This is a genomic window from Pseudomonas sp. ICMP 561 (assembly GCF_002699985.1).
In the GTDB taxonomy this organism is placed as follows: domain Bacteria; phylum Pseudomonadota; class Gammaproteobacteria; order Pseudomonadales; family Pseudomonadaceae; genus Aquipseudomonas; species Aquipseudomonas quasicaspiana.
The window spans coordinates 336327-362467 of sequence record NZ_LKBT01000001.1 but is presented as its reverse complement, the minus strand read 5'-3'; the positions used below and the strand labels follow the sequence as shown (position 1 = coordinate 362467).

Annotated in this window: 23 protein-coding genes; 10 read left to right on the top strand and 13 right to left on the bottom strand. The window is 57.7% G+C overall.

Going from position 1 to position 26141, the window contains the following annotated elements:
- Positions 1-15: 15 nt before the first annotated feature.
- Positions 16-2109, bottom strand: coding sequence for a type III secretion system export apparatus subunit SctV (gene sctV / locus AO242_RS01690; protein ID WP_099267414.1), 2094 nt, complete (start codon positions 2107-2109; stop codon positions 16-18).
- Positions 2106-3209, bottom strand: coding sequence for a TyeA family type III secretion system gatekeeper subunit (locus AO242_RS01685; RefSeq protein WP_099267413.1), 1104 nt, complete (start codon positions 3207-3209; stop codon positions 2106-2108). Before AO242_RS01685 ends, sctV begins: the two co-directional genes overlap by 4 nt.
- A gap of 282 nt (positions 3210-3491) precedes the next feature.
- Between AO242_RS01685 and AO242_RS01680 the strand changes: the two genes are divergently transcribed.
- The 4 genes from AO242_RS01680 to AO242_RS01665 all read left to right on the top strand — a co-directional run bounded on the left by AO242_RS01680 (position 3492) and on the right by AO242_RS01665 (position 6199).
- Positions 3492-4037, top strand: a complete 546-nt coding sequence (locus AO242_RS01680; protein ID WP_049827211.1) for an RNA polymerase sigma factor — start codon at positions 3492-3494, stop codon at positions 4035-4037.
- A 9-nt stretch (positions 4038-4046) separates the two neighbouring features.
- Entirely contained in the window at positions 4047-5009 is a 963-nt protein-coding gene (locus AO242_RS01675; protein WP_099267412.1) for a hypothetical protein, read from the top strand.
- Between the two features lie 74 nt (positions 5010-5083).
- Entirely contained in the window at positions 5084-5503 is a 420-nt protein-coding gene (locus tag AO242_RS01670) for a hypothetical protein (RefSeq protein ID WP_099267411.1), read from the top strand.
- Between the two features lie 141 nt (positions 5504-5644).
- Positions 5645-6199 carry a transglycosylase SLT domain-containing protein gene (locus AO242_RS01665; protein WP_241154031.1) on the top strand — a complete coding sequence of 185 codons (555 nt, stop codon included), beginning with the start codon at positions 5645-5647 and terminating at the stop codon, positions 6197-6199.
- Between the two features lie 820 nt (positions 6200-7019).
- Here the strand turns inward: AO242_RS01665 and AO242_RS01660 are convergent.
- The 3 genes from AO242_RS01660 to AO242_RS01650 form a co-directional block, all read right to left on the bottom strand.
- A complete protein-coding gene (locus AO242_RS01660) occupies positions 7020-9497 on the bottom strand; it encodes a type III effector HrpK domain-containing protein (protein ID WP_176560553.1) in 2478 nt (825 codons plus the stop codon).
- A 185-nt stretch (positions 9498-9682) separates the two neighbouring features.
- The gene (locus AO242_RS01655; RefSeq protein ID WP_099267409.1) at positions 9683-10906 is read right to left on the bottom strand and encodes a PipA/GogA/GtgA family type III secretion system effector; all 1224 of its coding nucleotides are present in this window, start codon (positions 10904-10906) and stop codon (positions 9683-9685) included.
- Between the two features lie 249 nt (positions 10907-11155).
- Complete coding sequence (locus AO242_RS01650; protein WP_099267408.1) at positions 11156-11935, bottom strand: hypothetical protein; 780 nt, start codon at positions 11933-11935, stop codon at positions 11156-11158.
- A 73-nt stretch (positions 11936-12008) separates the two neighbouring features.
- Between AO242_RS01650 and AO242_RS01645 the strand changes: the two genes are divergently transcribed.
- Positions 12009-14171 carry a hypothetical protein gene (locus AO242_RS01645; protein ID WP_176560552.1) on the top strand — a complete coding sequence of 721 codons (2163 nt, stop codon included), beginning with the start codon at positions 12009-12011 and terminating at the stop codon, positions 14169-14171.
- Between the two features lie 46 nt (positions 14172-14217).
- Here AO242_RS01645 and AO242_RS01640 read toward each other — a convergent pair whose 3' ends face one another.
- Together AO242_RS01640 and AO242_RS01635 are read right to left on the bottom strand one after the other, a co-directional pair.
- Positions 14218-14628 (bottom strand): PA2817 family protein, encoded by a 411-nt coding sequence (locus AO242_RS01640; RefSeq protein ID WP_095094636.1) that lies wholly within the window; start codon positions 14626-14628, stop codon positions 14218-14220.
- A gap of 90 nt (positions 14629-14718) precedes the next feature.
- Positions 14719-17166: an acyl-CoA dehydrogenase gene (locus AO242_RS01635; protein ID WP_099267406.1), complete on the bottom strand. Its 2448-nt coding sequence runs from the start codon at positions 17164-17166 to the stop codon at positions 14719-14721.
- A 401-nt stretch (positions 17167-17567) separates the two neighbouring features.
- Between AO242_RS01635 and AO242_RS01630 the strand changes: the two genes are divergently transcribed.
- The 4 genes from AO242_RS01630 (at position 17568) to arfB (ending at position 20594) form a co-directional block, all read left to right on the top strand.
- On the top strand, positions 17568-18191 hold the full coding sequence (locus tag AO242_RS01630) for a glutathione S-transferase family protein (protein ID WP_099267405.1): 624 nt from the start codon (positions 17568-17570) through the stop codon (positions 18189-18191).
- A 155-nt stretch (positions 18192-18346) separates the two neighbouring features.
- A complete protein-coding gene (locus AO242_RS01625) occupies positions 18347-19279 on the top strand; it encodes an ABC transporter ATP-binding protein (RefSeq protein ID WP_027897901.1) in 933 nt (310 codons plus the stop codon).
- Positions 19276-20067 (top strand): ABC transporter permease, encoded by a 792-nt coding sequence (locus tag AO242_RS01620; protein WP_027897900.1) that lies wholly within the window; start codon positions 19276-19278, stop codon positions 20065-20067. The genes AO242_RS01625 and AO242_RS01620 overlap by 4 nt, the downstream gene beginning before the upstream one ends.
- Before the next feature lie 113 nt (positions 20068-20180).
- Positions 20181-20594, top strand: coding sequence for an alternative ribosome rescue aminoacyl-tRNA hydrolase ArfB (gene arfB, locus AO242_RS01615; protein WP_099267404.1), 414 nt, complete (start codon positions 20181-20183; stop codon positions 20592-20594).
- Here arfB and AO242_RS01610 read toward each other — a convergent pair whose 3' ends face one another.
- The 5 genes from AO242_RS01610 to phhA form a co-directional block, all read right to left on the bottom strand.
- Positions 20595-21803 (bottom strand): MFS transporter, encoded by a 1209-nt coding sequence (locus tag AO242_RS01610; RefSeq protein ID WP_099267403.1) that lies wholly within the window; start codon positions 21801-21803, stop codon positions 20595-20597.
- A gap of 168 nt (positions 21804-21971) precedes the next feature.
- Positions 21972-22154: a hypothetical protein gene (locus tag AO242_RS01605; RefSeq protein WP_027898125.1), complete on the bottom strand. Its 183-nt coding sequence runs from the start codon at positions 22152-22154 to the stop codon at positions 21972-21974.
- A gap of 78 nt (positions 22155-22232) precedes the next feature.
- The gene (locus AO242_RS29355) at positions 22233-22373 is read right to left on the bottom strand and encodes a hypothetical protein (RefSeq protein ID WP_164706047.1); all 141 of its coding nucleotides are present in this window, start codon (positions 22371-22373) and stop codon (positions 22233-22235) included.
- Positions 22374-22659: 286 nt separating this feature from the next.
- A complete protein-coding gene (locus AO242_RS01600) occupies positions 22660-23016 on the bottom strand; it encodes a 4a-hydroxytetrahydrobiopterin dehydratase (protein WP_099267402.1) in 357 nt (118 codons plus the stop codon).
- 15 nt (positions 23017-23031) lie between these two features.
- Complete coding sequence (gene phhA, locus AO242_RS01595; protein ID WP_099267401.1) at positions 23032-23850, bottom strand: phenylalanine 4-monooxygenase; 819 nt, start codon at positions 23848-23850, stop codon at positions 23032-23034.
- Positions 23851-24114: 264 nt separating this feature from the next.
- Between phhA and AO242_RS01590 the strand changes: the two genes are divergently transcribed.
- A complete protein-coding gene (locus AO242_RS01590; protein ID WP_099267400.1) occupies positions 24115-25692 on the top strand; it encodes a sigma-54-dependent transcriptional regulator in 1578 nt (525 codons plus the stop codon).
- Positions 25693-25796: 104 nt separating this feature from the next.
- Here the strand turns inward: AO242_RS01590 and AO242_RS01585 are convergent, their stop codons facing one another.
- Entirely contained in the window at positions 25797-26063 is a 267-nt protein-coding gene (locus AO242_RS01585) for a DUF2790 domain-containing protein (RefSeq protein ID WP_027898011.1), read from the bottom strand.
- Between the last annotated feature and the right edge of the window lie 78 nt (positions 26064-26141).

Genomic DNA, 26141 nt, shown 5'->3' with positions numbered 1-26141 from the left:
AACGGGTAGGCAGACTCATGCCGCGTTTTCGTCGGCGATGGTTTGCAGTTGGTCGTCCAGATCCAGGCGGCCTAGCACCTTGACCTGCGCCGTGCTGTTGAGCTCAGCAAAAGACAGCACGGGAATTTCATGGAATTCGTCCTGCAACAATGTGCGTAGCGGGCTGCGCAAATCCTGGGCGACCAGCAACACCGCCATCGCCCTGGATCGACGCGGGAAGGCCTGGCGCAACTGATCAACCAACTGCTGGCTGGCTTCGGCGGGCAGGGCGAAAAAAGTTTCGTTCTGGGTCTGGCGCTGGCTGTCACGCATCAGGTGCTCGCTTTCCGGCGACAACAGCCAGACCTGCAAGCCTTCAGGCCCGCAGTATTGGTGGAAGATCAGCGACTTGAGCGCGATGCGTACGTAATCGGTCAGGGCGCCGATTTCACGCTCATGCTGGCCGTGCTCAATCAGGGCTTCGGCAATCAGTCGAATAGCGCGCAACGGCACGCACTCGCTGGCAAGACGTTGTAGAACTGCCGAAAAGCGAGCGAGAGGAAGGACCCGCTGCATCTCTTGAGCAAGTTCCGGCTGATCGCGCTCCAGCCAACTGAGGATCGCCTTGCTCTCCTGCAGCCCGATGAATTGTGGGCCGCAGGCCTGCATGGCGCGGAACATGCGTTCAACGATCAGTTGGGTTGAGGTGCTGGGGTGCAAGCCCGGCTCTTGCAGTGTCGGATCGTCGGCCGGTATCCAGAGCAGGTCGGCCTCTTCGCGTGCAACATCGCCGGGATGAGCGTTGATCGGTTCCGCAGCCAGCAGTTGTCGCTCTACGGCCAGAAAATCCTGGGTGAAGGTGGCTTTGATCGCGGGCACCTCGTAAACCAGAAAGCGGAATTCGTCTGCAGGCACATGACCCGCGTACTCGATGTCGAAGGAGGGTAGGGTGATGCCGAACTGCGCCACGAGCTGGTTGCGGCGCTGCCGTACCTGACTGATCAAGGCCATGATTTCTGTCTGGTCCTGGCCTGGGTTGAACTGCAGCAGGAACGTGCGGCAGGGGAAGAACTCACGAATGTCCCGGTCACCATTCTGTTCCGGGGGGACGTAGGCGGCGACGGCCTGGGCCTTGGGGGCCCGGCTGCGCATCAGGAATACGCCCAGCGTGCCGACGAGGATTGAAATGATGACGAACACCATGGTCGGCATGCCCGGCAGTGCCGCGAAACCGAGCATCGCTACTGCCGCAATGACCAGTGATTTCGGTTGCGCGCCCAACTGCTTGGCAATGTCGCCGCCGATGTTGGAGTTTTCGTCGCTTTCCTCATTGGGTACACGGGTGATGATCATGCCCGCGGTGACCGAGATCAGCAGCGCCGGAATTTGTGCGATCAGGCCGTCACCGATGGTCAACACTGAATACAGGTGCATGGCGTCGCTAGCGCTCATATCGTGCTGCATCACACCAATGGAGATGCCGCCAATCAGGTTGATCGCGACGATGATCAGGCCTGCGATGGCGTCGCCGTTGACGAACTTCATCGCGCCATCCATGGCGCCGAACAGTTGGCTTTCCTTGCCCAGATCCGCTCGACGCTGGCGGGCCTGATCGACGCTGATTAGCCCGGCGCGCAAATCGCTGTCTATGGACATTTGCTTGCCAGGCATGGCGTCCAGCGTGAAGCGCGCGCCCACTTCCGCAACCCGCTCGGAGCCCTTGGTGATGACCAGAAAGTTGACCACGGTCAGGATCAGGAAGATGACCATGCCCACCGCCAGGTTGCCGCCGACGACAAAGTTGCCGAAGGCTTCGACGATGTGTCCCGCATCCTGTTCGAGCAGAATCAGCCGCGTAGTCGCGATCGACAAGGCCAGGCGGAACATGGTTGTCAGCAACAGCACTGCCGGGAACGTCGAAAACGCCAAGGGCTTGGGCAGTTGCATCGCCAGCATGATGAGCAGACAGGACACGCAGATGTTCACCGCAATCAGGACATCCACAAGCCCTGTAGGCAAGGGCGTGATGAACATGAAGACGATGCCGATGACGATGATTGCGCCTGCGACTTCTGAGCGCTTGGAGGCGGCTATCGCCACCCGGGTCAAGCCATTGAGCACGGCATTCATAAACGGCTACTCCGGTCTGGCAGGGCCTTGCGTTCGCTTTGCCCGAGCTCGTCCATGATCAGCAAGACGTTGCGCAATGAGGTCTGGCGCGTCTTGTCGTCGCGCCACAGACCGTTGGGCAGGTCGGCAAGCAGATGACGCAGGCCGTTGAGGAAGGTCAGTTGCAGCGTCGGCGATGGGCCGCCAACTTTTTCCGAGAGTTGCTGGGTGTCGCGTACGTTCATCGACTGGTTGGCCAGTTGCATCAATTGACGCATCAACAGCAGGCCGCTCAAGGTCATGGCCGGATTTTTAGCCACCATGCGGCTGGCCAGGTCCGAGCAACCATGCACCAGATTGTTGAGCTGAGTGGTGCGCCCAAGGCTTTCCATCAACGAGCGCAACTTGCCCTCCTGGGGCAATTGCGCAAGGTTGGCGATATCGTCGGCAAGGGCTTGTTGCAGGGCCCGCAGGCCTTTGATGAAATTTTTCTCGCCGCACAGATGCAGCACCGCTTCCATGAAGTTACCCAGTGACGGGTTCTTGATCAGGTGTTGGTAATAAATAGTGCGCAAGTTATCGCGCAGATCCGGGTCTTTCACTGCGTGGGTCAGCGCTGGAGTGATGCTCAGACCGGTCTTTATTTCCTCGCCGTGCTCGGCATCCAGTGCGTCAAGTTGCGCCTGGGCCTGTTCGGCCTCTGCATCATTGCCCTGTTCCTCGGCCTGGTGAGCAATTTCGCTGAGCAGCAGGTGCGTCCGAAGCGGATTGTCGCCTTGGTCCTTGACCATCTCCTTGACTGATTTCTGCTGCCGTAGCTGCTGGCGCATTTTGTTCAACCGGGCGTTCAGTTGCGTCGGCGCATGGTTGCCTATTCCCTGCAACAACTGTTGCAGGCTCATCGGCTGACTGCTGGCGTGCTGTCCACACACCACTTCGCGCTGACTCAGAGGCTTGCTCATAGAGGCGAGTGCAGCGCTCATCTGCTGCATCATGTGCGCAGACTCGCCTTGCTGATGCACGCTGGTCGCCCCTGCCTTTGCGACAGGAGAAGCAGCGGGCTGCGGCGTCGCTGTATGCACAGTGGTGTGCGGCAGGGGGGTGATGTGGTTGAGGGACATGAGCCGTCTACGCGTCTGGAGTACACCTCTCTGTGTGGTCGCAGGCGCTATCCGGTTCCACGCGAAAAACAGGCCAGCGTCTGATCAGGAAGATTTGCAAGATGTTGCGAAGCTTTTCGAGGGTGCTTGCAAAAGCTTGCGCACAAAACATTACTGTTAGATTAAAAATATTATTAAAAACAATAATTTATATAGTTTTTAAAGCCTGGCACAGGTTTCGCTATAGGAGTCTTAGTATCGCCGTGAAGCGCTCACGACGAGGATCTAAGGGAATAATTCAGTATGAACGCGATGAACCAGAGCTTACTGCCCACGCGGACCGGCACCTCCTGCTTCGCCCAGTTGACCCAACAACAACTTCAGAAACTGCAGAATTTCATACATAAGCGCGTCATTAATCAGGAGGATGCCGAAGACATTCTTCAGCAAACTTTTGTCGAAGCCCTGAATGCCGAAAGCCGCTTTTTGCAACAGTGCAAACCCGAGACCTGGTTATGCGGTATCGCCCTGAATCTGATCCGTAATCATTTTCGCAAACTCTATCGTCGGCCCATGCACGTCGAGTTCGAGGAGCAGCTTGCGCATGCCGAGCCAAGTCTGGATATTTGCGGTCACATAGAAAGTTATCGAGACCTGGAGCGCACTGTTCAAGCTATCGCCGTACTGCCAGCCGTCATGCGTCATACGCTGGAAGTCACTGTCGAAACCGAAGGCAGTTACCAGGATGCTGCCGATGTGTTGGGTGTGCCGATCGGTACAATTCGCTCCCGCCTGTCCAGGGCCCGCACGCAGTTGCGTGATAATCTGCCAGAAGGTTTTCGCGCGTGAGAGGTAAGCATGTCGAACTTCAAGATTGGCGGTCCGCGGCAAATACAGCCCGGCTTGGCGCCCGTGCCGTTACGGGCCGCTCAAGATCCCCTTGACCAATGCTTGCAGAAAGCCGGCAATGCTGCGTGGCCCGGTATGCCGGGCGCCCATGCCTATGCATTCCAGCGGTTTTCCGAACGCAGGCGCATTGTGTTCGGTGTGCGGGCCAGAGCCTCGGGGTTGACCCAATTGTGGGTCGATGGGCGGCCGTTGTGGGAACTCGACAGCTTGACGGGTTTCAGCCAGCCAGACCTCTTGCCATCGCCCGATGCCGTGCCTCAGAGCACAAGCCTTGCAGTAAATCCCGCCTTGCTCAGCGACAGCCGCTTGCGCCAGATGCTTAACGAGGGTGAGTTGTTGGCGATGGGCGGGGAACGCAACGGGATACAGAGTTTGCAAACTCTGGGTATCGGCAATCAGATTCTTTCGCTCCTGGCGCGGCGCGAAAGCCCGGACCAGTGGAGCCTCTGGCAAGGCAGCATGCCCTTGACGCTTGCCACCACTCGGGCTGAGCCGGTCGGTAAGGCGGGGGATTACGAGCTTTTATTGCTGGCACCGCTGCTCGATTGCGGTGGCCCCAGCTATGAAGAAACCCAGGTCTGGAACGCTGCCTATCGGCGTAGCCTGGGCGACAACCCTGAGCCTGTTGATCCAGCGTGCGCCGAGCTGGCCGGACGCATCGAAATGATCCTCGCCGCGCTGGATGACGACGCCGCCGGAATAGCCCCGCTTGAGCAAGACATCAGGCCTCGCCCGGGCGGCCTGGCGGCAGATGACTTCCCTGCCATGCTTTTCCTGCCCCATCCAGTTGGCGACTATCCCGCCCAGTGCCCTATCGCTGATCGCAGCGCGCTCTATCGATTGCTGGACACCCTTCACAATGCTGGCCTGGCGCTCGATATCGACCCGGGCTGGCGTGACCTGATTGACTGATCGATTACATGCAACGTTTTCGCATGCTGTGACCACACAGATTGATAGGTGGTGACGCAAGTGGAGATGTGATCATGAAAATCATGCTGTGCCTGGTCATGGTGTTGATGCCTTGTCTGGCGCAAGCGGCATGGCCTACCCCCAGCGCCTGCTACCAGGCTCACAGGGCTGCAAGCCAGCGTCTGGCTCAGGCAATTGCAGATCAGGACAACGTCGGTGCAGCTAAATGGCGCGGACAGCTGGCAACCGTCGTTGCGCAATGCCGGGCTGCGCAGCAAGCGCAGGACAACCGCCGTACTCAGCAGCGCTACCTCCAGGAGCGCCAGCAGCAAGAAGAACTCAATCAACAGCGCTACCTTCAGCAGCGCCGACAGCAAGACCAGATCAATCAGCAGCGCAATGCCCAACGTCGCATTGTCGAGCAGCAGCGCTTGCGCCAGCGAATTCAACAACAGCATCTCAACCAGCGCAACATGCCGGACATCCGTTACTGATGGCCGATGTTTGTCTTTCTACCGTCAAGGAAGCTTTATGAATATCAGCATCAGTATTCGACGCCTCTGGTCAGTATCCATCGATGACAAAGGCGCTGCCGCAAACGCTGCCGATTCGCGGGGCAACTGGCAGATGTTGGCATGAGGCGGGAACGTCGGGTGAGGACGGGGCAGTTAGGTGCGCTGCTGGCGTTCTTCGGCGTATTAGCGGCTGATCCCGCCTGGGCAGGTCCGCCAACCGCGTACCGACAGGTGGCCGAGGCCGCCGGTGTCCCGGCGCAGTTGCTTTATGCGGTGGCGCAGACTGAAAGCAACACGCAATTGCGCATCGGGTATTACCCATGGCCCTGGACCCTTAACGTCAAGGGCAAGCCTCTGCGTTTCGAAACACGCGATGAGGCCTGCCGCGCGGTGCTCAAGGCAATCTCCGAGCAGGGTGTGTATGCGGTGGATATCGGCCTGACTCAGCAGAACTGGGGTTATATCGGTCGCGCCCGGTTTCGCGAGCCCTGCGATGCGCTCCACCCGATCAATAACCTGCAAAGCGCTGCCTTGTTGCTACGTCAGTATTATCAGCAAACCGGAGACTGGGTCAGCGCTGCTGGCATGTACCATCGCCCGGCGGGTGGCGAACCGGCGCGGCTTTATAAAAGCAAGATTCAGGAACGACTGAAGCGGATGGTTGCTGATCGCTGAGTAGAGCATAGGTATATGCACATCTTTTCCTTCTCCATGGGGTGGGATGTTTGTGTACATATCCTTTACCACGTTAGTGGCTTCTATTGGTTGCGCCCTTACGGCGCGTCACTTTTGGGGCCCAAAAGTAACCAAAAGGCTTTTACCCCACCACTCGGCACCTCGCTGTCGCTCGGTGTACCCGAACGCAGATCCTGAACCGTGGGCCGCCGCAATGGGCCATCCATGGCCCGGTGCGGCTAACCCGGCATCCTTGCCGGGTTGCCCACGCTTCAGAATCTACGTTCGGCCAGCGTGGTTTAACGGGGCGCCCCACATCAAAATCAAAAGCGCGGCGGCCTGACAGCCGACCTGGTTGTGTGAACTTACCGATCTTCTGTAGGAGCTGCCGAAGGCTGCGAAGCGGTGTGTCCGACGATGCCTGTTTTGGCTGTGCTGGCGTCTCGCGAACAAGTTCGCTCCTACCGGCCCACGGTGATTCCGCTGTCTTCGCTTTGCTTTTGATCTGCTTTTGATCTTGATCTTGATCTTAGGCGCCCCGTTAAACCACGCCGGCCGGAATTCGATATTGCTGTGTGGGGTGAACCGGCAGGGATGCCGGTTTAGCCGCCTCAGGCCAGGGATGGCCGGTGGCGGCGGCCCCACGCAGCAATGTCGGATTACGGGTATGCCGAGCGACAGCGAGGCACCCAGTGGTGGGGCAAGAGCGTTTTGGTTACTTTTGCGCTCTATCAAAAGTGACGCGCTGTAAAAGCGCAACCAATACATGCCATTAACGCGTTAACGGATATGTACACAAACATCCCTGCATGGAGATGTGTTAATGCGCCTTGGGAATACCAAACTGGTCCAGCGTTGGATCAACATTGTGATCGAAAGCCTTCTGATCCTGTTTTTTGTGCACCGCATCGATAATCGCTTTGATGCCGAAACCTATCGCCATGGCCGCATCGGCGATCCAGCCAACGACCGGCACGGCGCTTGCGACTGCACTGGCAGCCGCCATGCCTGCAACACGGCCGGCAATCGCGCCGACGGCTCTACCCGCGACTTTACCGGCGATCTCCCCACCGGCAGTGCTTGATTTGGTTGCCAGGTCATAGCCAACCCGCGCAGCGGTGCCCGCGCCACGGATACTGTCGTAGATCGCTTTACCTGCCTCGGCATCCTTACCCTGAGCCAGCAATCCGGAAACGGACGTCATGGCATACACACCGCCAGCCGCGCCCAGAGCGCCACCCGCCATGCCCTTGCCGTCAAGGGCAGTATTGGCACGCTTTTCAGCTTCGGCTTTCAAGTCCTTTGCGGTGATGCTTTGTGGATCTTTATTGCCCAGCCCGGCAGTGGCGTCCTTGAAGTCGGTAATCATGTCGACGCCAGCCTTGGTGGTCTTCAAGGCGGCCAGCGTGGCCTCGGTGTAGGCGTCCTGGCTGGCGGCGGTAATTTCTGGCGGCAACACAGCGTCGTAGGCTGCTTTCTGGCCGTCGACGTCGGCCAGTACTTTTTCCGGCTTGGCGTCCTTCGACTTCATTTGCTCGTTCATTTTGCCGCCCTGGGCAAAATTCTGTTGGTAAGAGAGTTGCAGTTCGGCGCTCAAATCCGGACGGTTCGCCACTACATCGCTGGCTGTGGGAACACCTGCGTCAGGGCCGCGCAAATCTTTTTGCATTTGCAATTCGGCGCTCAGGTTGCCGACCGAAGCACTGTAATCAGGAGAGGATGGATCCTTGACCGGCTTGCCGTCTTTGTCTTTGGTCACCGCATCAAAATCGCCCCGCATATCGGTTTCCAGTGAGTTACCCGAGGTCAGGCTCTGGTAACGCTGATTGACCGCTTGTTTCAGAGCAGGGTCGTTGCTGATCAACTTCCTCTGCTGTTCGGGAATCGATTTGTCGAGGAAGGCTTGTACGTCTTTATCGCCTTGCAACTGTGCGATTTTTTCCTTCAGAGCCGTTTCAGTCTTCTCGGTCTTGCGCAGACTTTGTCCGGCTTCCACGCTCTCCAGGGTTTTCTGCAGTTTGACCATGACCGCTGCTTTCTGGTCTCCGCTGTATTTGTCAGGATTGGCAAAAACGTCTTCGTTCAGGGCGCTGATATCAACGCCTGCTGTGGCGTTGAGCGTCGCGGCGCTGCTCATCATGGCCGCGAATTCGCCGCCGTTTGTAGGGGCCTGTTTCTTGATCCAGTCTTCTATGTTCCGGGTGCTGATATCGCCGTCGGCGCTTTTCTTCGCCAGTGCCTTGCCTTCCAGTCCGCCCTGGTCGAGCAAGTCAGAGAAACCTGGCTGGGCAAACGTTTTCGCTGAGGTTGTCAGCAGGCTGGACAAGCCAGGGTTGCCAGAGGACAACGCCTTGAGGTCATCGACCGTGGTGTACTTGCCAACTTTCTCTTCACCCCCTGCAGCTTTTTTCGGATCGGCGCATTTGGTGATGGGTTCGTTGGCCCGCAGCAACGCCGCATTGGTCACCATCTGCAGCGATTGCGGGTCAGCTTTGGGATTGTCTTTCATGTACTCATTGACGGATTTCGCCCCGGCGTCCCGAGCCTTCTCGAGATTTTTCGCCAGCGACTTGTAATCACCATCGGTGGTTTTCCCGTCAGCCTGACCGCCGCGCTTGCCGACATCCGCTGCGGTCTTGAGCACCGGATTGGCCTCGATGAATGCCTTGGCTTTTTCTGCGTCCGGACCGCCCGCAGCGGCCATCTTCGCTGCCGCGATGGGGCGGTTGAGTTCTTTCGCCGCCTGCTCTTGCTGCGCGGGCGGCAAGTTGGCCACCATCGGCCCGAATTTCTCCAGATCTTTTGGTGTGGAGTATTTGGAGTTATCGAGAAACTCGGCATCCTGACCCGTTCTGGCCGTGGGAGCTGCGCCTGTGGGGGCATGAGTGGCCTTGGGGGCTGTCACGCCGAAGGTTCTGTCAACTCCGTCTGGTTTACTGGTGCGCTGCGCACCTGTGCCTTGCGGCTGAGCTGGCTTACCGAATGCTGCTTCCTCGGGTTGATCTCCGCCGGGTGTGCTGAGGCGTTCCAGTACTTCCTTGAACAACGAGATGAGCGCCGAGGGCGAGGGCGCGTCTTGAGTCTTGCCGGCTGCAAATTGGCTGTTTGGCTGGCGGGGCACTTGTGTGGTGTTGCCTTGGCCGAAGGAGATGCCGCCACCGCCATTACCGGCCACGAAGGCTTTCATCGGCACTACCGCGCCTTTGACTCCCTGGCCCGGAGCGTCGTTTGAATGCATCCCCTCCTGACCGTTGAGAGGAATCTGGCTGGGCATATCAGGGGAGACGCGCATATTCATGTTCATTGCCTTCTGTGTGACAACTATTGATACATCTGTGTGGCGAAGCAGTTGAAACGGTTCCACTGAGCGTGATTTTCAAGCAGCGTTGCCAGCGGCTTACCGGTCCAACGATGGAATCCCTGGATGAGATTCAGACTACCGAGGCGCTGCAGGCTGCGTAGCCAGGGTGTCGGCGCTTTCGGTCAGGTACGCATCAGGTAGCGGTTCTGGTCTATGCCGTACCAGGCCGGGTTCACTTGTTGCCCGAACACCGGGTCGAAGTATTCGCGTTGTTCGCCTTCGCCGCGTTGCAGGATGGTATGGCGAGCCATCATTAGCGCTGCGCCAGGCTTCGCCCCGGCTATTTCCGGGCTTTGCGAAGATAGCTGCACATGCATCTCGCCGTCCATGCTGAACAGTTCCAGCCCTGTTATTCCCGCTGCTTCGCCTAGCAGCGAAAACAATCTGGCAAATGATGTGCAGTCGCCGTCGCGGCTGTTGATCATTTCCAAAGGGCTGCGTTGCTTATCGATCCGGTAGGCAAATAGCTGTTGTCTGTGATTTTGCGCAGCGATCTTTTCCAGCAGTGCCATAGGTTTTTCATCCCCACGGACCTGGCCAAACAGGCGCATCAATATTTCCGGTAGTTGTTTGCTCGCCTGGGTTTCCTCGCGCACCAGTGCTGTGAGCTGACGCCGATTGGGGCGTTGGGCGATGAGTTCCAGATGCCTGCCGGCGAAAGCATTCAAGTGTGTTCTGACACTGTCCTTGAAAGTCTTTCCAGTCGTCGAGCGGCTGGGCCCTGAGTCGATGTTCAGCATCAAACGGTTGAGCGAGGTTTTAGCGCTGACGTCCTGAGCTGAATTTTTGATGACTGCCGGTTGGTTGGGCAGGGCAATCTGTGCAGGGTCGCGCTTGCCCATTTCTTTGAGAATGATGTTCACATATTCCGGATTGGGCCCGCGGGGGTGCCCCGGCTCTTGCTCGGGTAGCTGAGTGAGTTGGCTGACCACCTGACCGAGCAGGATTCGCTCCTGGGAAGCTCTCTCCGGGCCATGCGCTGCGGGATATTTCGGTCTTGGGCCGCGGGTGAGTACATCGGGTAACCGCAGGACAGACTCTTGAGTGTTCGTTAGATCGCCCTCGATCTCAACCAGGCAGCGCTCCGACGGAGTACGCAGGCGTGTAGCCCAGCTATGGTTGAAAAGCCTGCGGAACGTCGCGCTCTTCTGGTACGCCGTCGTGATCGTCTCGTTAAGCGCTCCCAACGCGGCTTTGTGTTCAGCAGATTTCCCCTTTGTGTCCAGTGCACCTTGCCTGATTAGATAATCGCGCAGTTGACTCAAGGGCAGGTGTCCACGCTCATCAATGGCATGGTTATCATGGGTTTTGCGCAAAGAGCTGGGGTTTTTGAATTGCGCGACCATATCCCGATGTTTCCCTGCAAGAAACTGGTCCGGGCTAGCGTTGCCAGTAGTCGGGGCATTCACGCTCGCCGTGGTCTGGCCCGGGCGGGGGAGAATGGCAGAAGTATTAAATATCACGGACAGGGACCTGGGTGGGTTCTTGAACCTTTGAGTGGTTTCAGGCCGAAATACGGTTCCTTTGACGCGAGACCTGGCGATGCTTCTGGTTTAAATCCAGGCAGGATGGATAGGTTAAAAAGACTGATATCGCTATCGATCTGGCTGCCCTGTTTGAGTGGCGCTGGCTTTCGACTGTTCTGTCGAAGGCTTTCGGCCGCTCGCGCCAGTCCCCTTCGTCGCAGGGGGCTGCGGTGCTTCAACTCGCGGACCCTGGGTATCGACGTCTGAGTAGACATTGGCACTGGCATCTTCAAGGGGCGCACGAGTTGGTAGCCGCTGCGCTGTGGCAGAGCTTTGTTGTGGCTGGTTCATGGCGTTATTCACCCCGGTGTTTTGCCGACCGTGACTCGAGGTTTTATTTAGCAAGTTTCCCAGAATCGTAGCGCTCAGGTTTCCGCTCTTCAGAAAGTCCTTGTGCGTGGACTTCGCAGGGCTTTCAGGCTGTGGAGGGGTAGGCGGAGGGGATACGGCATTTGCCATCTTCGTGCCCAACGTCAGCAGGGCTCTACCTTTGCCGTCACTCATGCCCAGATAGTCCAGCACCTCGGACATGGGTTTTTCCAATCCGATACTGAGAGTGGTTGCACCATGGGCTGGCCGATCCAGCTCGATCTCGCGACCAGTTTCAGAGGCCCGGACGGACTTTGGGCGTTCTTCGCCGCTCAATACCTTCAAGGCCACGTCGAACATTTTTTGCTGCAAAGGGCTGAGTGATGCCCGTTTCTTATCCAGCCATGGGCCGGGAAAGTGCATCTTCGCGCCCATGGAAATGTTATCGGCTACGTGAAGATTGGCCGACACTGAGGGCTTGTCCGGTTTACCGACTTTCAAGGCGACCGATGTCAGGGATGGATGAGAAATATTGATCATGAGGTGTACTCAGCAGAACGGTGTCTACCTGAGTGGCCCGTGTGCTTATCCAGTTCCCTGGCGTTGTGGCAGTGTGTCCGTCACGGCAAGGAACCGGGCAGGCTGGAATCACCACAGAGGGGAATGCCATTCAGAGGATTTCATCCCCATGCCCTTAAATCATTTTCTTGGTTTGCCCCTTCGCCCAGTTGTAAGGCCGCGCCCTGAGAGTAGTAGCCATACACGCCAGCCGGAGACCTCTTCTTCCAGGACGCGTCGTCCGAAGGCCAGCGGATCAAGGCCTCAGCCTCGTAACAGGCAGGACCCGATCAAACCCGGCAAGGATGAAGTCTATCTCTCCAGTAAACGTGGCCCCATTGTTGATTTGAATATGGAAGTCACTCGGCCACTGGCGGTATGTCGTCATCTCGCTTTCAACTATCTGTTTGGTGACGAGCCTGCCGACATGCGCGGTGGCAAGGATTTCCTGGACCGGGCGGCCAAATCCAAAGCCCACTTGCAGGCGTTCTACGATCACCCCAGCAACCCCCATGCACGCGCTGACTCTGGAACAGACGCGTTGGAGCTCATCGTCGGGCGTAACAACCCACTCCTTATTCCGGACAAGTTTGGACGCTGGCTGGACGACACGTTCCGTCAGGTGGTCGACAAACGGCTTCCTGAAGCGCGAATCATGCTGCGCACCCATAACCATGATTTGCCCATACATATTCAAAATAAAGGGGGTCGCATTACCCTGGCTTTTTACGACCCCAACGATTCCAACGTTCACCGTCGGCTTGAGCGTTATCCGGATCAGAGCGTCGCGGATATCACCTTTGATAAAGCCTTTCCCGACAACAGTGCTTACTTTGAACAAGGCCGTTATCCGTTCATACAAGCCGTCAGCAGGGATGTTGGGCATCCCGCAGACGACATGAAGTACTTCCGCAAGGGTTCCAGATTGCCCATGGAGGCTGACAGGTCACTGCTCAATACGCTTTGGGCAGTCAGTTCTCTGCAAGCGTTTTTGGGGCTGTGCGACTACATGAAGCGCAAGGGGCTGGTTGGCAGCAAGGCCACGCCTTATCTAAGCGCACCTAAAAAACGGCTCAGAGATTTTGCGCAAGGTGTCGATCCGAAAGACTTGAACCATGAAAATCAGCGCTTGAGTTTGCGGGTTTTTGTAACCGGCATGGCGAAGTTGAAAGTACCCAGTTCAAGTGCCAGAAAATTGCTGGCGCCCAGTATTGAAAAACATCGCAAACCTCTGGGGTATTCCCTGCATTTGCCGTCCCGGAACCCTGGTTTCGTCGCCGATTACCTTGCGTTACTAGAGACTGCTCGTTTGAACGACGCCGATTTTTTCGATGTTATCCGTGGCGACCCTAACGATAATAATCTGACTGTGGCGATGGAGAATCAGAACGCCGAAGATTTCCATCTTCTTTTTGATCAGTTGGAAACCCTGCAGCCTGGTAAAGGAAGGCTGGCGAGACTGCTTGGCGCCACCACTGCAAATGGCCAGACCGCGATGGCGGATGCTGCTTCTTTCGGCCATGCCGACATGATTTCGGCCTTCATCGCGCGCGTCAGCAAATGTGATTTGCTCGATACGCAGGAGAAATACCGGCTGCTGCAAGGCAAGGACTCTGAGGGCGACACTTGCCTGCAGGGCGCGGCCAGGTATGAAGAACCTGCCTGCATCAAGGCCTACCTCGATGCGTTGGCAAGCAGTGGCCTGCGCTCGCGTGAGGTGGTCAAACTGCTTGGCAACCCCGAGCAGGACCAGCCCAATATCATCCCGGACATTTGCGTGCCCCCTGATGGTGGCTGGACAGCAACATCCATCGCCGTCTGCAATGCCATGCTTGCAGGTTACTTTGAAGGTATTGCAGCACTGAACCTGAGCCCGGCTTCGTTACGCAAGGTGCTTGCACCGGAACAGGGAAATGCCCTTGCAGCCTCTCGTGTCATCTTTGCTGGCGATCTGCAGGTCACCGTTGCGTTCAATAAAATCCTCGACGGAATTCCGGCGGCGGACGCTATCGAGCTGATCAAGGGGCCTGCGAGTCCAGGCCATAGCACACTGGAAAGGCTGCGCAGTTCCAACCACCCGCAACCGGATCACGAGGCGCTTTACTTCCGCTTGCTCGACCGCCAGCGACGACGAACCCCTCCCGTGCCAGCGCAGCGCAGCGGCAGTCAGCAATACGCCCAGTACCAGTCAGATCGATTCAGACGTCAGCACGGTTGAGTGCGTGGCGTCAGGGGGATCGATGTCTGGCGATTGTGAATCACGATCAGTGCTTACTGCCCTGAGAAGGCATGGCCAGCAGTTGCTTTTCCATGTTCCAGTCAAACGGCTCGTCGTTCTGCTCGGCTTCGTAGCGACGCTCTTCCAGCGATTGGTACAGCTCGATTTCTTCGTCAGGCATGAAGTGCAGGCAGTCACCGGCGAAGAACCACAGCAGGTCGCGTGGCACCAGATGGGCGATTTGCGGGTAGCGCTGGATCACCTGACACAGAATGTCCTGGCCCAGATACTGGCTTTCGATAGGGTCTTGCGGCAGCAGGGTCAGCAGCTCGTCGAAGCGCTCCATGAACAACGCATGGCTTTCTTCGGGAACCTGCTCGGCCTCGCCCAGTGCGACCAGGATGCTGCGCAGGTGCGCCAGCAGGTTCAGTTGGTGGTCGAGATTGGCGTCGGCCATGGGGCAATCCTCAAAGACAAAAAAACAGGCGCGAGAGTATAAAGCTCTGCGCGCCTGCTGTGGGGTTGAACTGAACAGTTCCGCCAGTCGTTAGCGAATTTTACCTTCGCTCAGAGTCAGCTCTTCCTTGGCAAAATCATCCACGTCGATGACTTTGCGTCGTGCCGCCTCGGCTGCCCGCAGCGTCTCGGCCTCGGCCGGTTGAAGCACACTGGCGTTGAGCGCTGCGTCGATCACGTGCTCGCCTGCGGCCGGTTTGAACTGGCCGCCCTTGAAAGCCACATGCAGCTTTTTGTGCAGTGGTTTCGCGGCGTTCAACAGATCGCTGGCATGTTGCAGGGCGCCAACAGCGTCGTCCGGCGATTGCGGGCGGTAGCAGCCCGCCAGCAATTCTTCCAGGGTCGGATCTCCATTGGCGCGGCCCAGTACAGCGGCAACCTGTGCATCCAGCGCATCGGACGGGCCTTTGTGGCGACGTCCGAACGGAAACACAACAACGCGCAACAGAGCGCCCAGCACACGGTTCGGGAAGTTGCTCAGCAGCTCGTCCAGTGCGCGTTCGGACTCACCCAGTGCTTCTTCCATTGCCCAGCTGAACACCGGTTGCAGATGTTCAGGGTAGTTCAGGTCGTGGTAGCGCTTGAGGGCTGCCGACGCCAGATACAGGTGGCTCAATACATCGCCTAGTCGCGCAGACAGACGCTCGCGACGCTTCAGTTCGCCGCCGAGCAACATCATGCTCAGGTCGGCCAGCATGGCGAAGGCCGCGGCCTGGCGATTCAGCGCGCGGTAGTAGCCCTGACTCAGGCTGTCCCCCGGAGCCTTCTCGAAGTGGCCAAAGCCCAGGTTGAGGATGAACGTGCTGGCGGCGTTGCTCACGGCAAAACCGATGTGCTTGAGCAGCAGGCTGTCGAACTCGAGCAGTGCCTGGTCATGGTCTGCGCGACCGGCCAAGGCCATTTCCTTGAGCACAAACGGATGGCAGCGAATCGCGCCCTGGCCAAAGATCATCAGGTTGCGCGACAGGATGTTTGCGCCTTCAACGGTGATGAAGATCGGCGCACCTTGCCAGTTGCGGCCCAGATAGTTATTTGGGCCCATGATGATGCCCTTGCCCCCATGTACGTCCATGGCGTGGGTGATGCATTCGCGGCCGCGTTCGGTCAGGTGGTATTTGAGGATTGCTGAGAGCACTGACGGTTTTTCGCCAAGGTCCACAGCGTTAGCGGTGAGCATGCGGGCGCTGTCCATCAGCCAGGCGTTGCCGCCGATCCGCGCCAGGGATTCCTGAATACCTTCGAAGGCCGACAGCGGTACGTTGAACTGCTCACGTACCTGGGCGTATTGGCCTGTGACCAGACTGGTGAACTTGGCAGCGCCGGTGCCCACAGCTGGCAAGGAGATGGAGCGTCCCACCGACAGGCAGTTCATCAACATCATCCAGCCTTTGCCGAGCATTTCCTGACCACCGATCAGGTACTCCAGCGGGATAAATACGTCCTTGCCAGAGTTGGGGCCGTTCATGAACGCGGCGCCTAGCGGCAGGTGGCGACGGCCGATTTCAACGCCCGGTGTTTCAGTCGGGATCAGTGCCAGGCTGATGCCCAGATCGACTTCTTCGCCCAGCAAGTGCTCCGGGTCGTAGGCCTTGAACGCCAGGCCGAGTAGGGTGGCGACGGGGCCGAGGGTGATGTAGCGCTTTTCCCAATTCAGGCGCAGACCGATCACTTCTTCGCCCTGCCATTGGCCTTTGCAGATAATGCCGGTGTCCGGCATGGCGCCTGCGTCGGAGCCTGCCAGCGGACCCGTCAGTGCGAAACACGGAATGTCATCGCCGCGTGCCAGACGCGGCAGGTAGTGATTGCGTTGCTCGTCGGTGCCGTAATGCAGCAACAGTTCGGCAGGACCGAGTGAGTTGGGGACCATGACCGTCGAGGCCAGGTCGCCACTGCGGGTGGCCAGTTTCATCGCTACTTGTGAGTGGGCGTAGGCCGAGAAGCCTTTGCCGCCGAACTCTTTAGGGATGATCAGGGCGAAGAAACCGTGTTGTTTGATGTGTTCCCAGGCGCGGGGCGGCAGGTCCATGGCCTGGCCGATTTCCCAATCGGTGACCATCGCGCACAGCTCTTCGGTCGGGCCGTCGATGAAGGCTTGTTCTTCGTCGGTCAGTTGGACCTTCGGATAACTGAGCAGCAAGTCCCAGTCAGGACGGCCGCTGAACAGCTCGCCATCCCACCAGACCGTGCCCGCGTCGATGGCATCGCGCTCGGTTTCCGACATGGGCGGCAACACTTTCTTGAACCAGGTGAACATCGGCGCAGTGAAATGTTTGCGTCGCAGGTCCGGCAGCGCCAGCGGCAATGCCACGGCCAGCAGCAGGGTCCAGAAGATCACCATCAACCAGGTCGGCGCATGGCTGATGATGCCCATCGCCAGCAGGTAAGCAGCCACCACGCCCAGCGCAGGCATAGGTGCAACGCGGCGGTGCGCCAGCCAGGCGATGCCTACGACCAGAACCACAATCCACAACAACAGCATAAGTAATCCTCCGTGATGACAGCAGCGAGAAGCCACTATCATGAGCCGGGGCGTGTTTCGTCAAGAAGGTCGCCCGAGCGGGTGCATGGATAGTGACCCTGGCGGGGGGAGGGAGTTTCACGTCCGAATATGGTCTCCAACTGAAATACACCCGTAGGACCGGCTTTAGCCGGGAGGGCGTCGGGGGATTCGCCCGATATTCGTCGCTGGAAAGGCAGCCCTCCCGGCTAAAGCCGGTCCTACGGGAGCGCGGGTTGGTCTGGGCCGCATCCAGACGACAAGGCAGCACGCAATTCCGGGATACATCGAGGAGGATTTTTCGCGCTCCCACACGATCGCACAGGACCATCGCGTTTCGCTGTAAATGGCCTATCCTGTCGCCCATCTTCAAGGAGAAAACAATGCTTAAAATCTGGGGTCGGAAAAACTCTTCCAATGTGCGCAAGGCACTCTGGATTGCTGAAGAGCTGGGCTTGCAATACGAGGCGCTGGATGCAGGCGGGGCGTTCGGGCTGGTGGATGGCGCTGAATATCGAGCGAAGAACCCCAACGGGCGTATTCCGATGATCGAAGATGGCGATTTTGTGTTGTGGGAATCCAACGCCATCGTGCGTTATCTGGCGGCCCGTCATGCGCCTGACTCAGCGCTGTATCCCTCCGATGTTCAGCAACGCGCAACCGCAGACAAGTGGATGGACTGGACCACCTCGACCTTTGCCGGTCCTTTTCGCGATGTGTTCTGGGGCGTATTACGCACCCCGGCCGAGCAGCAGGACTGGGTGCAGATCAACGGCGCGATCAAAACCCTGCAGAGCCTGTTGATCGTTGTCGATGAAGCGCTTCAGAAACAGCCTTATCTATCCGGTGCCGAATTCGGCATGGGCGACATCCCGCTGGGCAGCTTTATTTATGCCTGGTTCGAAATGCCGATTGAACGACCTGCCATGCCGCACCTCGAAAGCTGGTATGAGCGGCTTAAAGCCCGGCCTGCTTATCAGGCGGCGGTCATGACCGCGCTCACCTGACCGAGTTAGATGAGCCGCGTCGATAGGTACTATCAATAGATCGCGCTGTACTTGAACGGCCCGGCCAAGCACCATTGCGGTGCTGGCTGGAGTTGTAATCATGTGTGTCAGCCCTCATCTACATCCCCTATTTCTTCACTGGTAATTTTTCCGACATGAGTTCTGCTCTATCCATCCGGCAGCTAACCAAAACCTACGGCAACGGTTTCCAGGCCCTGAGTGGTATCGATCTGGACGTCGCTGAAGGTGATTTTTTTGCTTTGCTCGGCCCGAACGGCGCCGGCAAATCCACCACCATCGGCATCATCTCGACGCTGGTCAACAAAACCAGCGGGACGGTGAATATCTTTGGCCATGATCTTGACCGCCAGCCCGCTGCGCTGAAGCGCTGTATCGGCGTGGTGCCTCAGGAATTCAACTTCAACCAGTTTGAAAAAGCCTTTGATATCGTCGTGACCCAGGCCGGTTACTACGGCATCCCGATGAAGATCGCCAAGGAACGCGCCGAGCAATACCTGACCCAGCTAGGGCTGTGGGATAAGCGCGACGTGCCTTCGCGTTCGCTGTCCGGCGGCATGAAGCGACGTCTGATGATCGCCCGGGCGCTGATTCACCAGCCACGTCTGCTGATCCTTGATGAGCCAACGGCCGGGGTTGATATCGAGCTGCGTCGCTCCATGTGGTCGTTCCTCACCGAGCTGAACGAACAGGGCACCACCATCATTCTGACCACGCACTACCTGGAAGAGGCCGAGCAGTTGTGTCGCAACATCGGCATCATCGACCATGGGGTGATCGTGGAAAACACGGGCATGAAGCAATTGCTCAACAAGATGACCGTGGAAACCTTTCTGCTGGATCTCAAGCACGAACACCATGTCGCGCCACAGCTGATGGGTTATCCATGCACGCTGATCGACAGTCATACCCTGGAAGTGCAAGTCGACAAGAACGTTGGCATCACCGCACTGTTCAGCCAGTTGGCGGCGCAGAATATTGAAGTGCTGAGCCTGCGCAACAAAACCAATCGCCTTGAGGAGTTGTTCGTGTCACTGGTGGAAAAAAATCTGGCGAAGGTGGCGGTATGAGCAACGAAACGACTTCCGAGCTGCGCCCCAATCTGGTTGCCCTGAACACTATTGTCTATCGCGAAATACGTCGTTTCATGCGCATCTGGCCGCAAACCTTGCTGCCGCCAGCGATCACCATGGTTTTGTATTTCGTGATCTTCGGCAACCTGATCGGCCGACAGATTGGCGACATGGGCGGCTTCACCTACATGCAATACATCGTGCCGGGTTTAATCATGATGTCGGTGATCACCAACTCGTATGGCAACGTGGTGTCGAGTTTCTTTGGTGCCAAGTTCCAGCGTTCGGTGGAAGAACTGATGGTTTCCCCGGTCTCGCCTCACACCATATTGATCGGCTACGTGCTGGGCGGTGTGCTGCGCGGTCTGGCGGTGGGCTTTATCGTGACACTGCTGTCGATGTTCTTCACTGATCTGCAGGTTCACCATCTGGGTGTGACCATTGTGGTGGTGTTGCTGACAGCGACGATCTTCTCGCTATTGGGCTTCATCAACGCTGTATTTGCGCGCAACTTCGACGATATCTCTATCATCCCGACGTTCGTGCTGACCCCGCTGACTTATTTGGGGGGCGTGTTCTACTCCATCAGCCTGCTGCCACCGTTCTGGCAAACCGTGTCGCTGGCCAACCCGGTTCTGCACATGGTCAACGCTTTCCGTTACGGCATCCTGGGTGTCTCCGACATCCGCATCAGCATTGCCATGGCGTTCATGGTGATCGCGACCATCGTGCTGTATATCGGCTGCGCGCGGTTGCTGGTCAGTGGGCGCGGGATGCGCTCTTAGGGTATGCGCCTGTTGGAGCGAGGCTTGCCCGCGAAGAACGATAACGCGGTGTGTGTATGCGAGATCGTGTCGACTGATTCGCGGGCGAGCCTCGCTCCAACAAGGGACCCCTCATGCTGGTAATCTCCAACAACGTGCACCTTCCCGATGCCGAAATCGAATTGACTGCCATCCGTGCCCAAGGCGCGGGTGGGCAGAACGTCAATAAGGTTTCCAGTGCGGTGCACCTGCGTTTCGACATCAACGCTTCATCGCTGCCGCCTTTCTACAAAGAGCGGTTGCTGGCGTTGCGCGACAGCCGGATCACCAGTGAAGGCGTGCTTGTGCTCAAGGCCCAGCAGTACCGCACTCAGGAACAGAACCGCGCCGATGCGCTTGAGCGGTTGGCCGAACTGATCGTCAACGCGGCCAAGGTCGAGAAGAAGCGTCGGCCGACCAAGCCGACGCTGGGTTCAAAGACCCGCCGTCTGGAATCCAAGACCAAGCGTGGCTCGATCAAGGCGGGTCGCGGCAAAGTGGATTTCTGATCAAGCGCTCTGTTGGCGCGCTGCTTTCGCTTGCTTGTATAGCCAGACGCTCAGGGCCAGACCGCTGATAGAGGCCAGCGCTGCAAACAGGAAGATCGAGGCAAAGCCAAAGCCTGCCGCCACCGCTCCGGCCACAGGACCGGTGATCCCCAGCGACAAGTCAATGAACAGGGAATAAGCGCCTACCGCTGCGCCTCTGCTCGAGGCGGGCACCAGATTTACGGCTTCTACACCCAGGGCCGGGAATACCAGCGAAAAGCCAAAGCCAGTCAACGCCGCGCCTGCCAATGCCAGCTCCGGGGACGGCGCCATCCACAACAGCAGCAAGCCAAGGCTTTCAACACTCAGGCAACCGATTGCCACTTTGAAGCCGCCAATCCGGTTGATCATGTTGCCGAACAACAGCCGCGCCCCGATGAATGACGCGCCGAACAGACTCAGACACAGCACGGCGTTCGGCCAGTTATGGCTGTTGTAATACAGCGTGATGAACGTAGCGATGGTGCCGAATCCGATAGACCCCAGCGCCAGACCCATGCCGTGGGGAAATACTTTGCCCAGCACGTGAATGAACGGCATGCGCTCGCCATGGACGATTGGCACGGCTTCTTTGCTCCAGCCCAGTTTCAGCCCGAGCAGGGCGAGCAGAATGATGCTCACGCCCATGCTCCAAAGCCCCAGCGTGCTGACCAGCATCACCCCCAGCGGCGCGCCGATGGCCAGCGCACCGTAACTCGCGATGCCATTCCAGGAAATCACTTTGGCGGTGTTCTGCGAGCCAACGCGGCCAATGCCCCAGCCTATCGATCCGGAACCCACCAGACTCTCGGCACTGCCCAGCACCAGTCGGCCGAAGAACAGGCTGATCAGGCTGACCATGGGCCACGCCTGCAACCAGCTCGACAGCAGCATGAACACGCCACTGAGGCCGCAACCGGCCAGACCGAACAGCACGGCTTTTTTGGGACCGAGGTTATCGATGATGCGTCCGGCATACGGGCGGCTTAGCAGGGTAGCCAGATACTGCACGCTGATCACCAGCCCCGCAGTCACTGCGCCAAACCCCAGATCGGTGTGGACGTATCCCGGCAGTACCGCCAACGGGATACCGACGTTCAGGTAGCCGATGAAAGTGAACATGACGATGGAGACGACTTGCAGCGTGACTGCCATGGGGCGTTGGGAATCACTGCGGGGTGTATCAGGCATGGGTAAGCGGTCCACTGTTGCGGCGGGGGAAATCTAACGGGTGCTGCAGGTCAGGTCGAACCCTGGCAGGCAAACAAGTGCTCAATGATAGCGGCGAACGAGCGTTGGGCTGGAGGTCTGGTCAAAAAAAATTACAGCGAGGGTATTCGGCCAGGAAGGGGCAGAGCCTTATTGAGGCTGTTCAGGCGCGACCAGTTGGGTCGTCACCAGCGCGGCGAGGGCGTTTTCCTGATTGCCGAAGCGGTCGAGCAGGGCTTGTTTCTTCTCCGGGCTCAGCTGTGCCCAGATTTTGATCATGAGTTCGGCGGTGCCGATCAGGGTATTGGCTTGTGCTTCGTTGAAGTCTTTCATGTGCAGCCTGTGGTCATCGGCAATCAGACGTATGAAAACACAGCGAGGCTGGTTTCCGATACGTCTGAAAAATCACCCTCAGTCTTCGCTGGAGGCTTGCTGGCCTTGTTCGGCCTGTACACCGGCTTTCATGTCGACCGGTTGACCGAGTTCCAGTTGAGCCAGTGTCGATTGCTCAGGCTCTTTCTGGCCAGGGGGAAAGTTTGGAATTTCATGCATGTTCGATGCTCCTTGCACAAGTTTTTTAGTTGCTGGGCAGAACCAGTGCTTCTAAAAAGCTTGGGCAGGATACAGCAGAGATAATGACAAACAGATTTTTATCTTGACCGTTGGTCATGTACGGAAACAAAAACCGGGTTTTATTGTCCCGTGTCATGACGCATGGAGTGCATTGCTGGCGAGCGTCGTAGGACCGGCTTTAGCCGGGAGGAGGCCTGCACATACGATGCAAACGCGTCGTCAATGATAGTGCCCTCCCGGCTGAAGCCGGTCCTACGAGGGAAGATTATTTACGCCCCTCAGCGCTTTTCGCCACCTCATCCGTGCGCGCCGCCATGATGAAGTCGTTGCGGTGCAGGCCTTTGATGGAGTGGCTCCACCAGGTCACGGTGACTTTGCCCCACTCGGTCAGCAGACCCGGGTGATGACCTTCTGCTTCGGCTATCCCACCCACAGCATTGGTAAATGCCAGCGCAAATTTGAAATTCTTGAACAGATAGATTTTTTCCAGCTGCATCACACCGTCGCGGACTTCGATGTTCCAGTCCGGGATCTGCTTCAACAGATCAGGCAGTTCGGCTTCGCTGACTTGCGGGGCGTTGGCGCTGCAGGCTTCGCAGCTGGCTTGGGAGAGATTGGTCATCAATAGGTTTCCTGTTCAGGCCACTTGGGGGGGCTTGGATGAAGAGCTGGATGAAGGGCGGGGCGGGAATTTCGGTGCGTGCAGACCCAGCTGCATAGCTTGCTCGACCATCCCCATGATGTCTTCCTGGGCCAGGTCGAACAGGCGCTTCAAGTCCGGCAACACAAAATACAAGGGTTGCAGGATATCGATACGGTAAGGCGTGCGCATGGCTTCCAGAGGATCGAACGCTTGATGTTCCGGCGTACTCGACAGGCTGTAAACCGCTTCTTTGGGAGAGGAAAGAATGCCTCCCCCATAGATTTTCCGACCTTGCGGCGTATCGACCAGCCCGAATTCAATGGTCATCCAGTACAGGCGCGCCAGATACACACGCTGTTCCTTGCTGGCGCTGAGGCCGAGCTTGCCGTACGTATGGGTGAATTCGGCGAACCAGGGATTGGTCAGCAGCGGGCAGTGGCCGAAGATTTCGTGAAAAATGTCCGGCTCTTGCAGATAGTCCAGTTCTTCCTGGCTGCGAATGAACGTCGCCACCGGAAACTGCTTGTTGGCCAGCAGCTCGAAAAAGGTCTGGAACGGAATCAATGCCGGGACTCGCGCCACTTGCCAGCCAGTGGTTGCGCCCAGAACGCTGTTGATTTCCGCCAGTTGCGGAATGCGATCATGTGGAAGCGCCAGTTGCTCTATGCCGTCGAGGTATTCCTGGCACGCACGGCCTTCAATCACTTTCATTTGCCGGGTGATCAGCGTGTTCCATACCTCATGCTCGGCGCTGGGGTAATCAATCACCCCATGAGCTTCGGGTTCCCGTGCTACGTATTTCGCAAGGCTCATGCAGCTCTCCTCGGGGTTCTTTTTATTGGGTTTGTTGCGAACGCCCTAGGTCATCAATAGCGCATTTCAGGCTTGCAGGCTGTCGGCGTTTTGATCTGACAAAGGCCGGTAAGGGCGAAATCCCGTAAAGAAATCTTTACGGGATGGGCGAATCCCTGATTATCTTGTGATGGAGTGAGTTTTACGGGGTTCTGGTGTAACGAATTCTTGACGCTAAACTTCGCCTCATCACAAAAATAACAACAGCCACAGGACTCATCTGCCATGCGCATCAAAGTGCACTGCCAGAACCGCATCGGTATGACCCGCGACATTCTTGAACTGCTGGCCTCCTACGGCGTTAACGTCGCCCGGGGTGAGGTGGGCGGGGAGCATGGCGACGCCATCTATCTGCACTGCCCGAACCTGATCAATCTGCAATTTCAGTCATTGCGCCCGCGCTTCGAAGCCATTGCCGGCGTCTTTGGCGTCAAGCGCGTCGGGCTGATGCCCAGTGAGCGACGGCATATGGAGTTGGATGCGCTGCTGGGCGCGCTGGAGTTTCCGGTGCTGTCCATCGACATGGGCGGTTCAATCGTCGCGGCTAACCGGGCTGCCGCTCAATTACTAGGCGTGCGCGTGGATGAGGTGCCGGGTATTGGGTTGTCGCGTTACGCCGAAGACCTTGATGTACCGGAGCTGATCCGCAGCAACAAGTCCCGGATCAATGGCCTTCGGGTGACCATTCGGGGTGATGTATTTCTTGCTGATATTGCGCCCTTGCAGTCGCGCCATGACGACAGCGAAGCGATGGCGGGGGCAGTGTTGACCCTGCATCGTGCGGATCGGGTGGGTGAGCAGATCTATCAGGTTCGCAAGGAAGAACTGCGCGGATTCGACAGTATTTTCCAGAGTTCCAGAGTCATGGCCGCAGTAGTGCGTGAGGCGCGGCGCATGGCACCGCTGGACGCACCCTTGTTGATTGAAGGTGAGACGGGCACCGGCAAAGAGCTGCTGGCCCGCGCCTGTCACCTCGCCAGCCCCCGTGGCCAGTCGCCGTTGATGGCAATGAACTGCTCGGGCCTGTCGGATGCCATGGCCGAGACCGAGCTGTTCGGTTATGGCCCTGGCGCATTCGACGGCGCGCGAGCGGAGGGCAAGCTGGGTCTGCTGGAGTTGACGGCGGGAGGCACGCTGTTTCTGGATGGCGTCGGCGAGCTGAGTTCGCGCATGCAGGCCAAGTTGCTGCGTTTCCTGCAGGACGGCTGCTTCCGGCGAGTCGGCAGTGACGAAGACGTTTTTCTCGATGTGCGCATCATGTGCTCGACTCAGGTTGACCTGTCCGAGCTGTGCACGAAGGGTGAATTTCGCCAGGATCTCTACCATCGCCTCAATGTCTTGACCCTGCACATCCCGCCGTTGCGTGAATGCCTGGATGGTCTTGGCCCGCTGGTTGAGCATTTTCTGGATCAGGCCAGCCGCCAGATAGGCTGTCTGCTACCGAAACTGGCAACTGCTGCCAAGGAGCGTTTGAGTCATTACCAGTGGCCGGGCAATGTTCGGCAACTGGAGAATGTCCTGTTCCAGGCGGTTTCGTTGTGTGAGGGCGGGACGGTTAAAGCCGAACACATTCGCTTGCCGGATTACGGCCTGCGCGATCCGTTGGCACAGTTCTCCATGGACGGAGGGCTGGAAGAGATAGTCGGTCGTTTTGAAAAGGCGTTATTGCAGCGTTTATATGCGGAATATCCCAGCAGTCGACAACTTGGAAAACGATTGGGTGTATCCCATACAACAGTGGCTAACAAGTTGCGGGATTATGGGTTAAGTACTTCCAGCAAGCCGGATGATAATTATCGGTAGGAGCGAACTTGTTCGCGAGGTGTTGGCATATCAGCAAATATTTACCTGACACACTGTCTCGCCAACAAGTTGCCTCCTACCCATAATTGCCTGACGGATGTCACTCAACTATTGCTGCAGCCGTTACCCATGACCTGATAGCCCATCACGTGCTGCTGGCCTTTGGAGTCTTCGTACGTCATGCGCATTGGCACGACCTTGCAGACGTCAGGGATGGCGGTGATGGAAATGACTTTGGCAATATCAGGGTGGCTGCCGTAGGTGTACTGCTCGACGCGTGCTTGTTGGGCAGCAACTTTTGCTCCGGATTCTTCAGCCATTGCAAATGCGCTGAAACCACAGAGTGCCAGAACCAACAGTGAAACTTTCATTTCTGTTTTACCTTCTTGAGTTCGAGAGGGGATACACCGCCCTTGTAAAGCGATGTGTAGCCTTTAATGATTAACTCG

What these genes read in the sequence shown, in the direction of transcription:
- AO242_RS01685 (WP_099267413.1), bottom strand. Translation starts at nt 3,209, where the DNA reads ATGTCCCTCAACCACATCACCCCCCTGCCGCACACCACTGTGCATACA.
- phhA (WP_099267401.1), bottom strand. Translation starts at nt 23,850, where the DNA reads ATGAGCCTTGCGAAATACGTAGCACGGGAACCCGAAGCTCATGGGGTG.
- AO242_RS01610 (WP_099267403.1), bottom strand. Translation starts at nt 21,803, where the DNA reads ATGCCTGATACACCCCGCAGTGATTCCCAACGCCCCATGGCAGTCACG.
- AO242_RS01675 (WP_099267412.1), top strand. Translation starts at nt 4,047, where the DNA reads ATGTCGAACTTCAAGATTGGCGGTCCGCGGCAAATACAGCCCGGCTTG.
- AO242_RS01655 (WP_099267409.1), bottom strand. Translation starts at nt 10,906, where the DNA reads ATGGTCGCGCAATTCAAAAACCCCAGCTCTTTGCGCAAAACCCATGAT.
- arfB (WP_099267404.1), top strand. Translation starts at nt 20,181, where the DNA reads ATGCTGGTAATCTCCAACAACGTGCACCTTCCCGATGCCGAAATCGAA.
- AO242_RS01585 (WP_027898011.1), bottom strand. Translation starts at nt 26,063, where the DNA reads ATGAAAGTTTCACTGTTGGTTCTGGCACTCTGTGGTTTCAGCGCATTT.
- AO242_RS01630 (WP_099267405.1), top strand. Translation starts at nt 17,568, where the DNA reads ATGCTTAAAATCTGGGGTCGGAAAAACTCTTCCAATGTGCGCAAGGCA.
- AO242_RS01660 (WP_176560553.1), bottom strand. Translation starts at nt 9,497, where the DNA reads ATGAATATGCGCGTCTCCCCTGATATGCCCAGCCAGATTCCTCTCAAC.
- AO242_RS01680 (WP_049827211.1), top strand. Translation starts at nt 3,492, where the DNA reads ATGAACGCGATGAACCAGAGCTTACTGCCCACGCGGACCGGCACCTCC.
- AO242_RS01620 (WP_027897900.1), top strand. Translation starts at nt 19,276, where the DNA reads ATGAGCAACGAAACGACTTCCGAGCTGCGCCCCAATCTGGTTGCCCTG.
- sctV (WP_099267414.1), bottom strand. Translation starts at nt 2,109, where the DNA reads ATGAATGCCGTGCTCAATGGCTTGACCCGGGTGGCGATAGCCGCCTCC.
- AO242_RS01650 (WP_099267408.1), bottom strand. Translation starts at nt 11,935, where the DNA reads ATGATCAATATTTCTCATCCATCCCTGACATCGGTCGCCTTGAAAGTC.
- AO242_RS01605 (WP_027898125.1), bottom strand. Translation starts at nt 22,154, where the DNA reads ATGAAAGACTTCAACGAAGCACAAGCCAATACCCTGATCGGCACCGCC.
- AO242_RS01665 (WP_241154031.1), top strand. Translation starts at nt 5,645, where the DNA reads ATGAGGCGGGAACGTCGGGTGAGGACGGGGCAGTTAGGTGCGCTGCTG.
- AO242_RS01600 (WP_099267402.1), bottom strand. Translation starts at nt 23,016, where the DNA reads ATGACCAATCTCTCCCAAGCCAGCTGCGAAGCCTGCAGCGCCAACGCC.
- AO242_RS01640 (WP_095094636.1), bottom strand. Translation starts at nt 14,628, where the DNA reads ATGGCCGACGCCAATCTCGACCACCAACTGAACCTGCTGGCGCACCTG.
- AO242_RS29355 (WP_164706047.1), bottom strand. Translation starts at nt 22,373, where the DNA reads ATGCATGAAATTCCAAACTTTCCCCCTGGCCAGAAAGAGCCTGAGCAA.
- AO242_RS01625 (WP_027897901.1), top strand. Translation starts at nt 18,347, where the DNA reads ATGAGTTCTGCTCTATCCATCCGGCAGCTAACCAAAACCTACGGCAAC.
- AO242_RS01635 (WP_099267406.1), bottom strand. Translation starts at nt 17,166, where the DNA reads ATGCTGTTGTTGTGGATTGTGGTTCTGGTCGTAGGCATCGCCTGGCTG.
- AO242_RS01670 (WP_099267411.1), top strand. Translation starts at nt 5,084, where the DNA reads ATGAAAATCATGCTGTGCCTGGTCATGGTGTTGATGCCTTGTCTGGCG.
- AO242_RS01590 (WP_099267400.1), top strand. Translation starts at nt 24,115, where the DNA reads ATGCGCATCAAAGTGCACTGCCAGAACCGCATCGGTATGACCCGCGAC.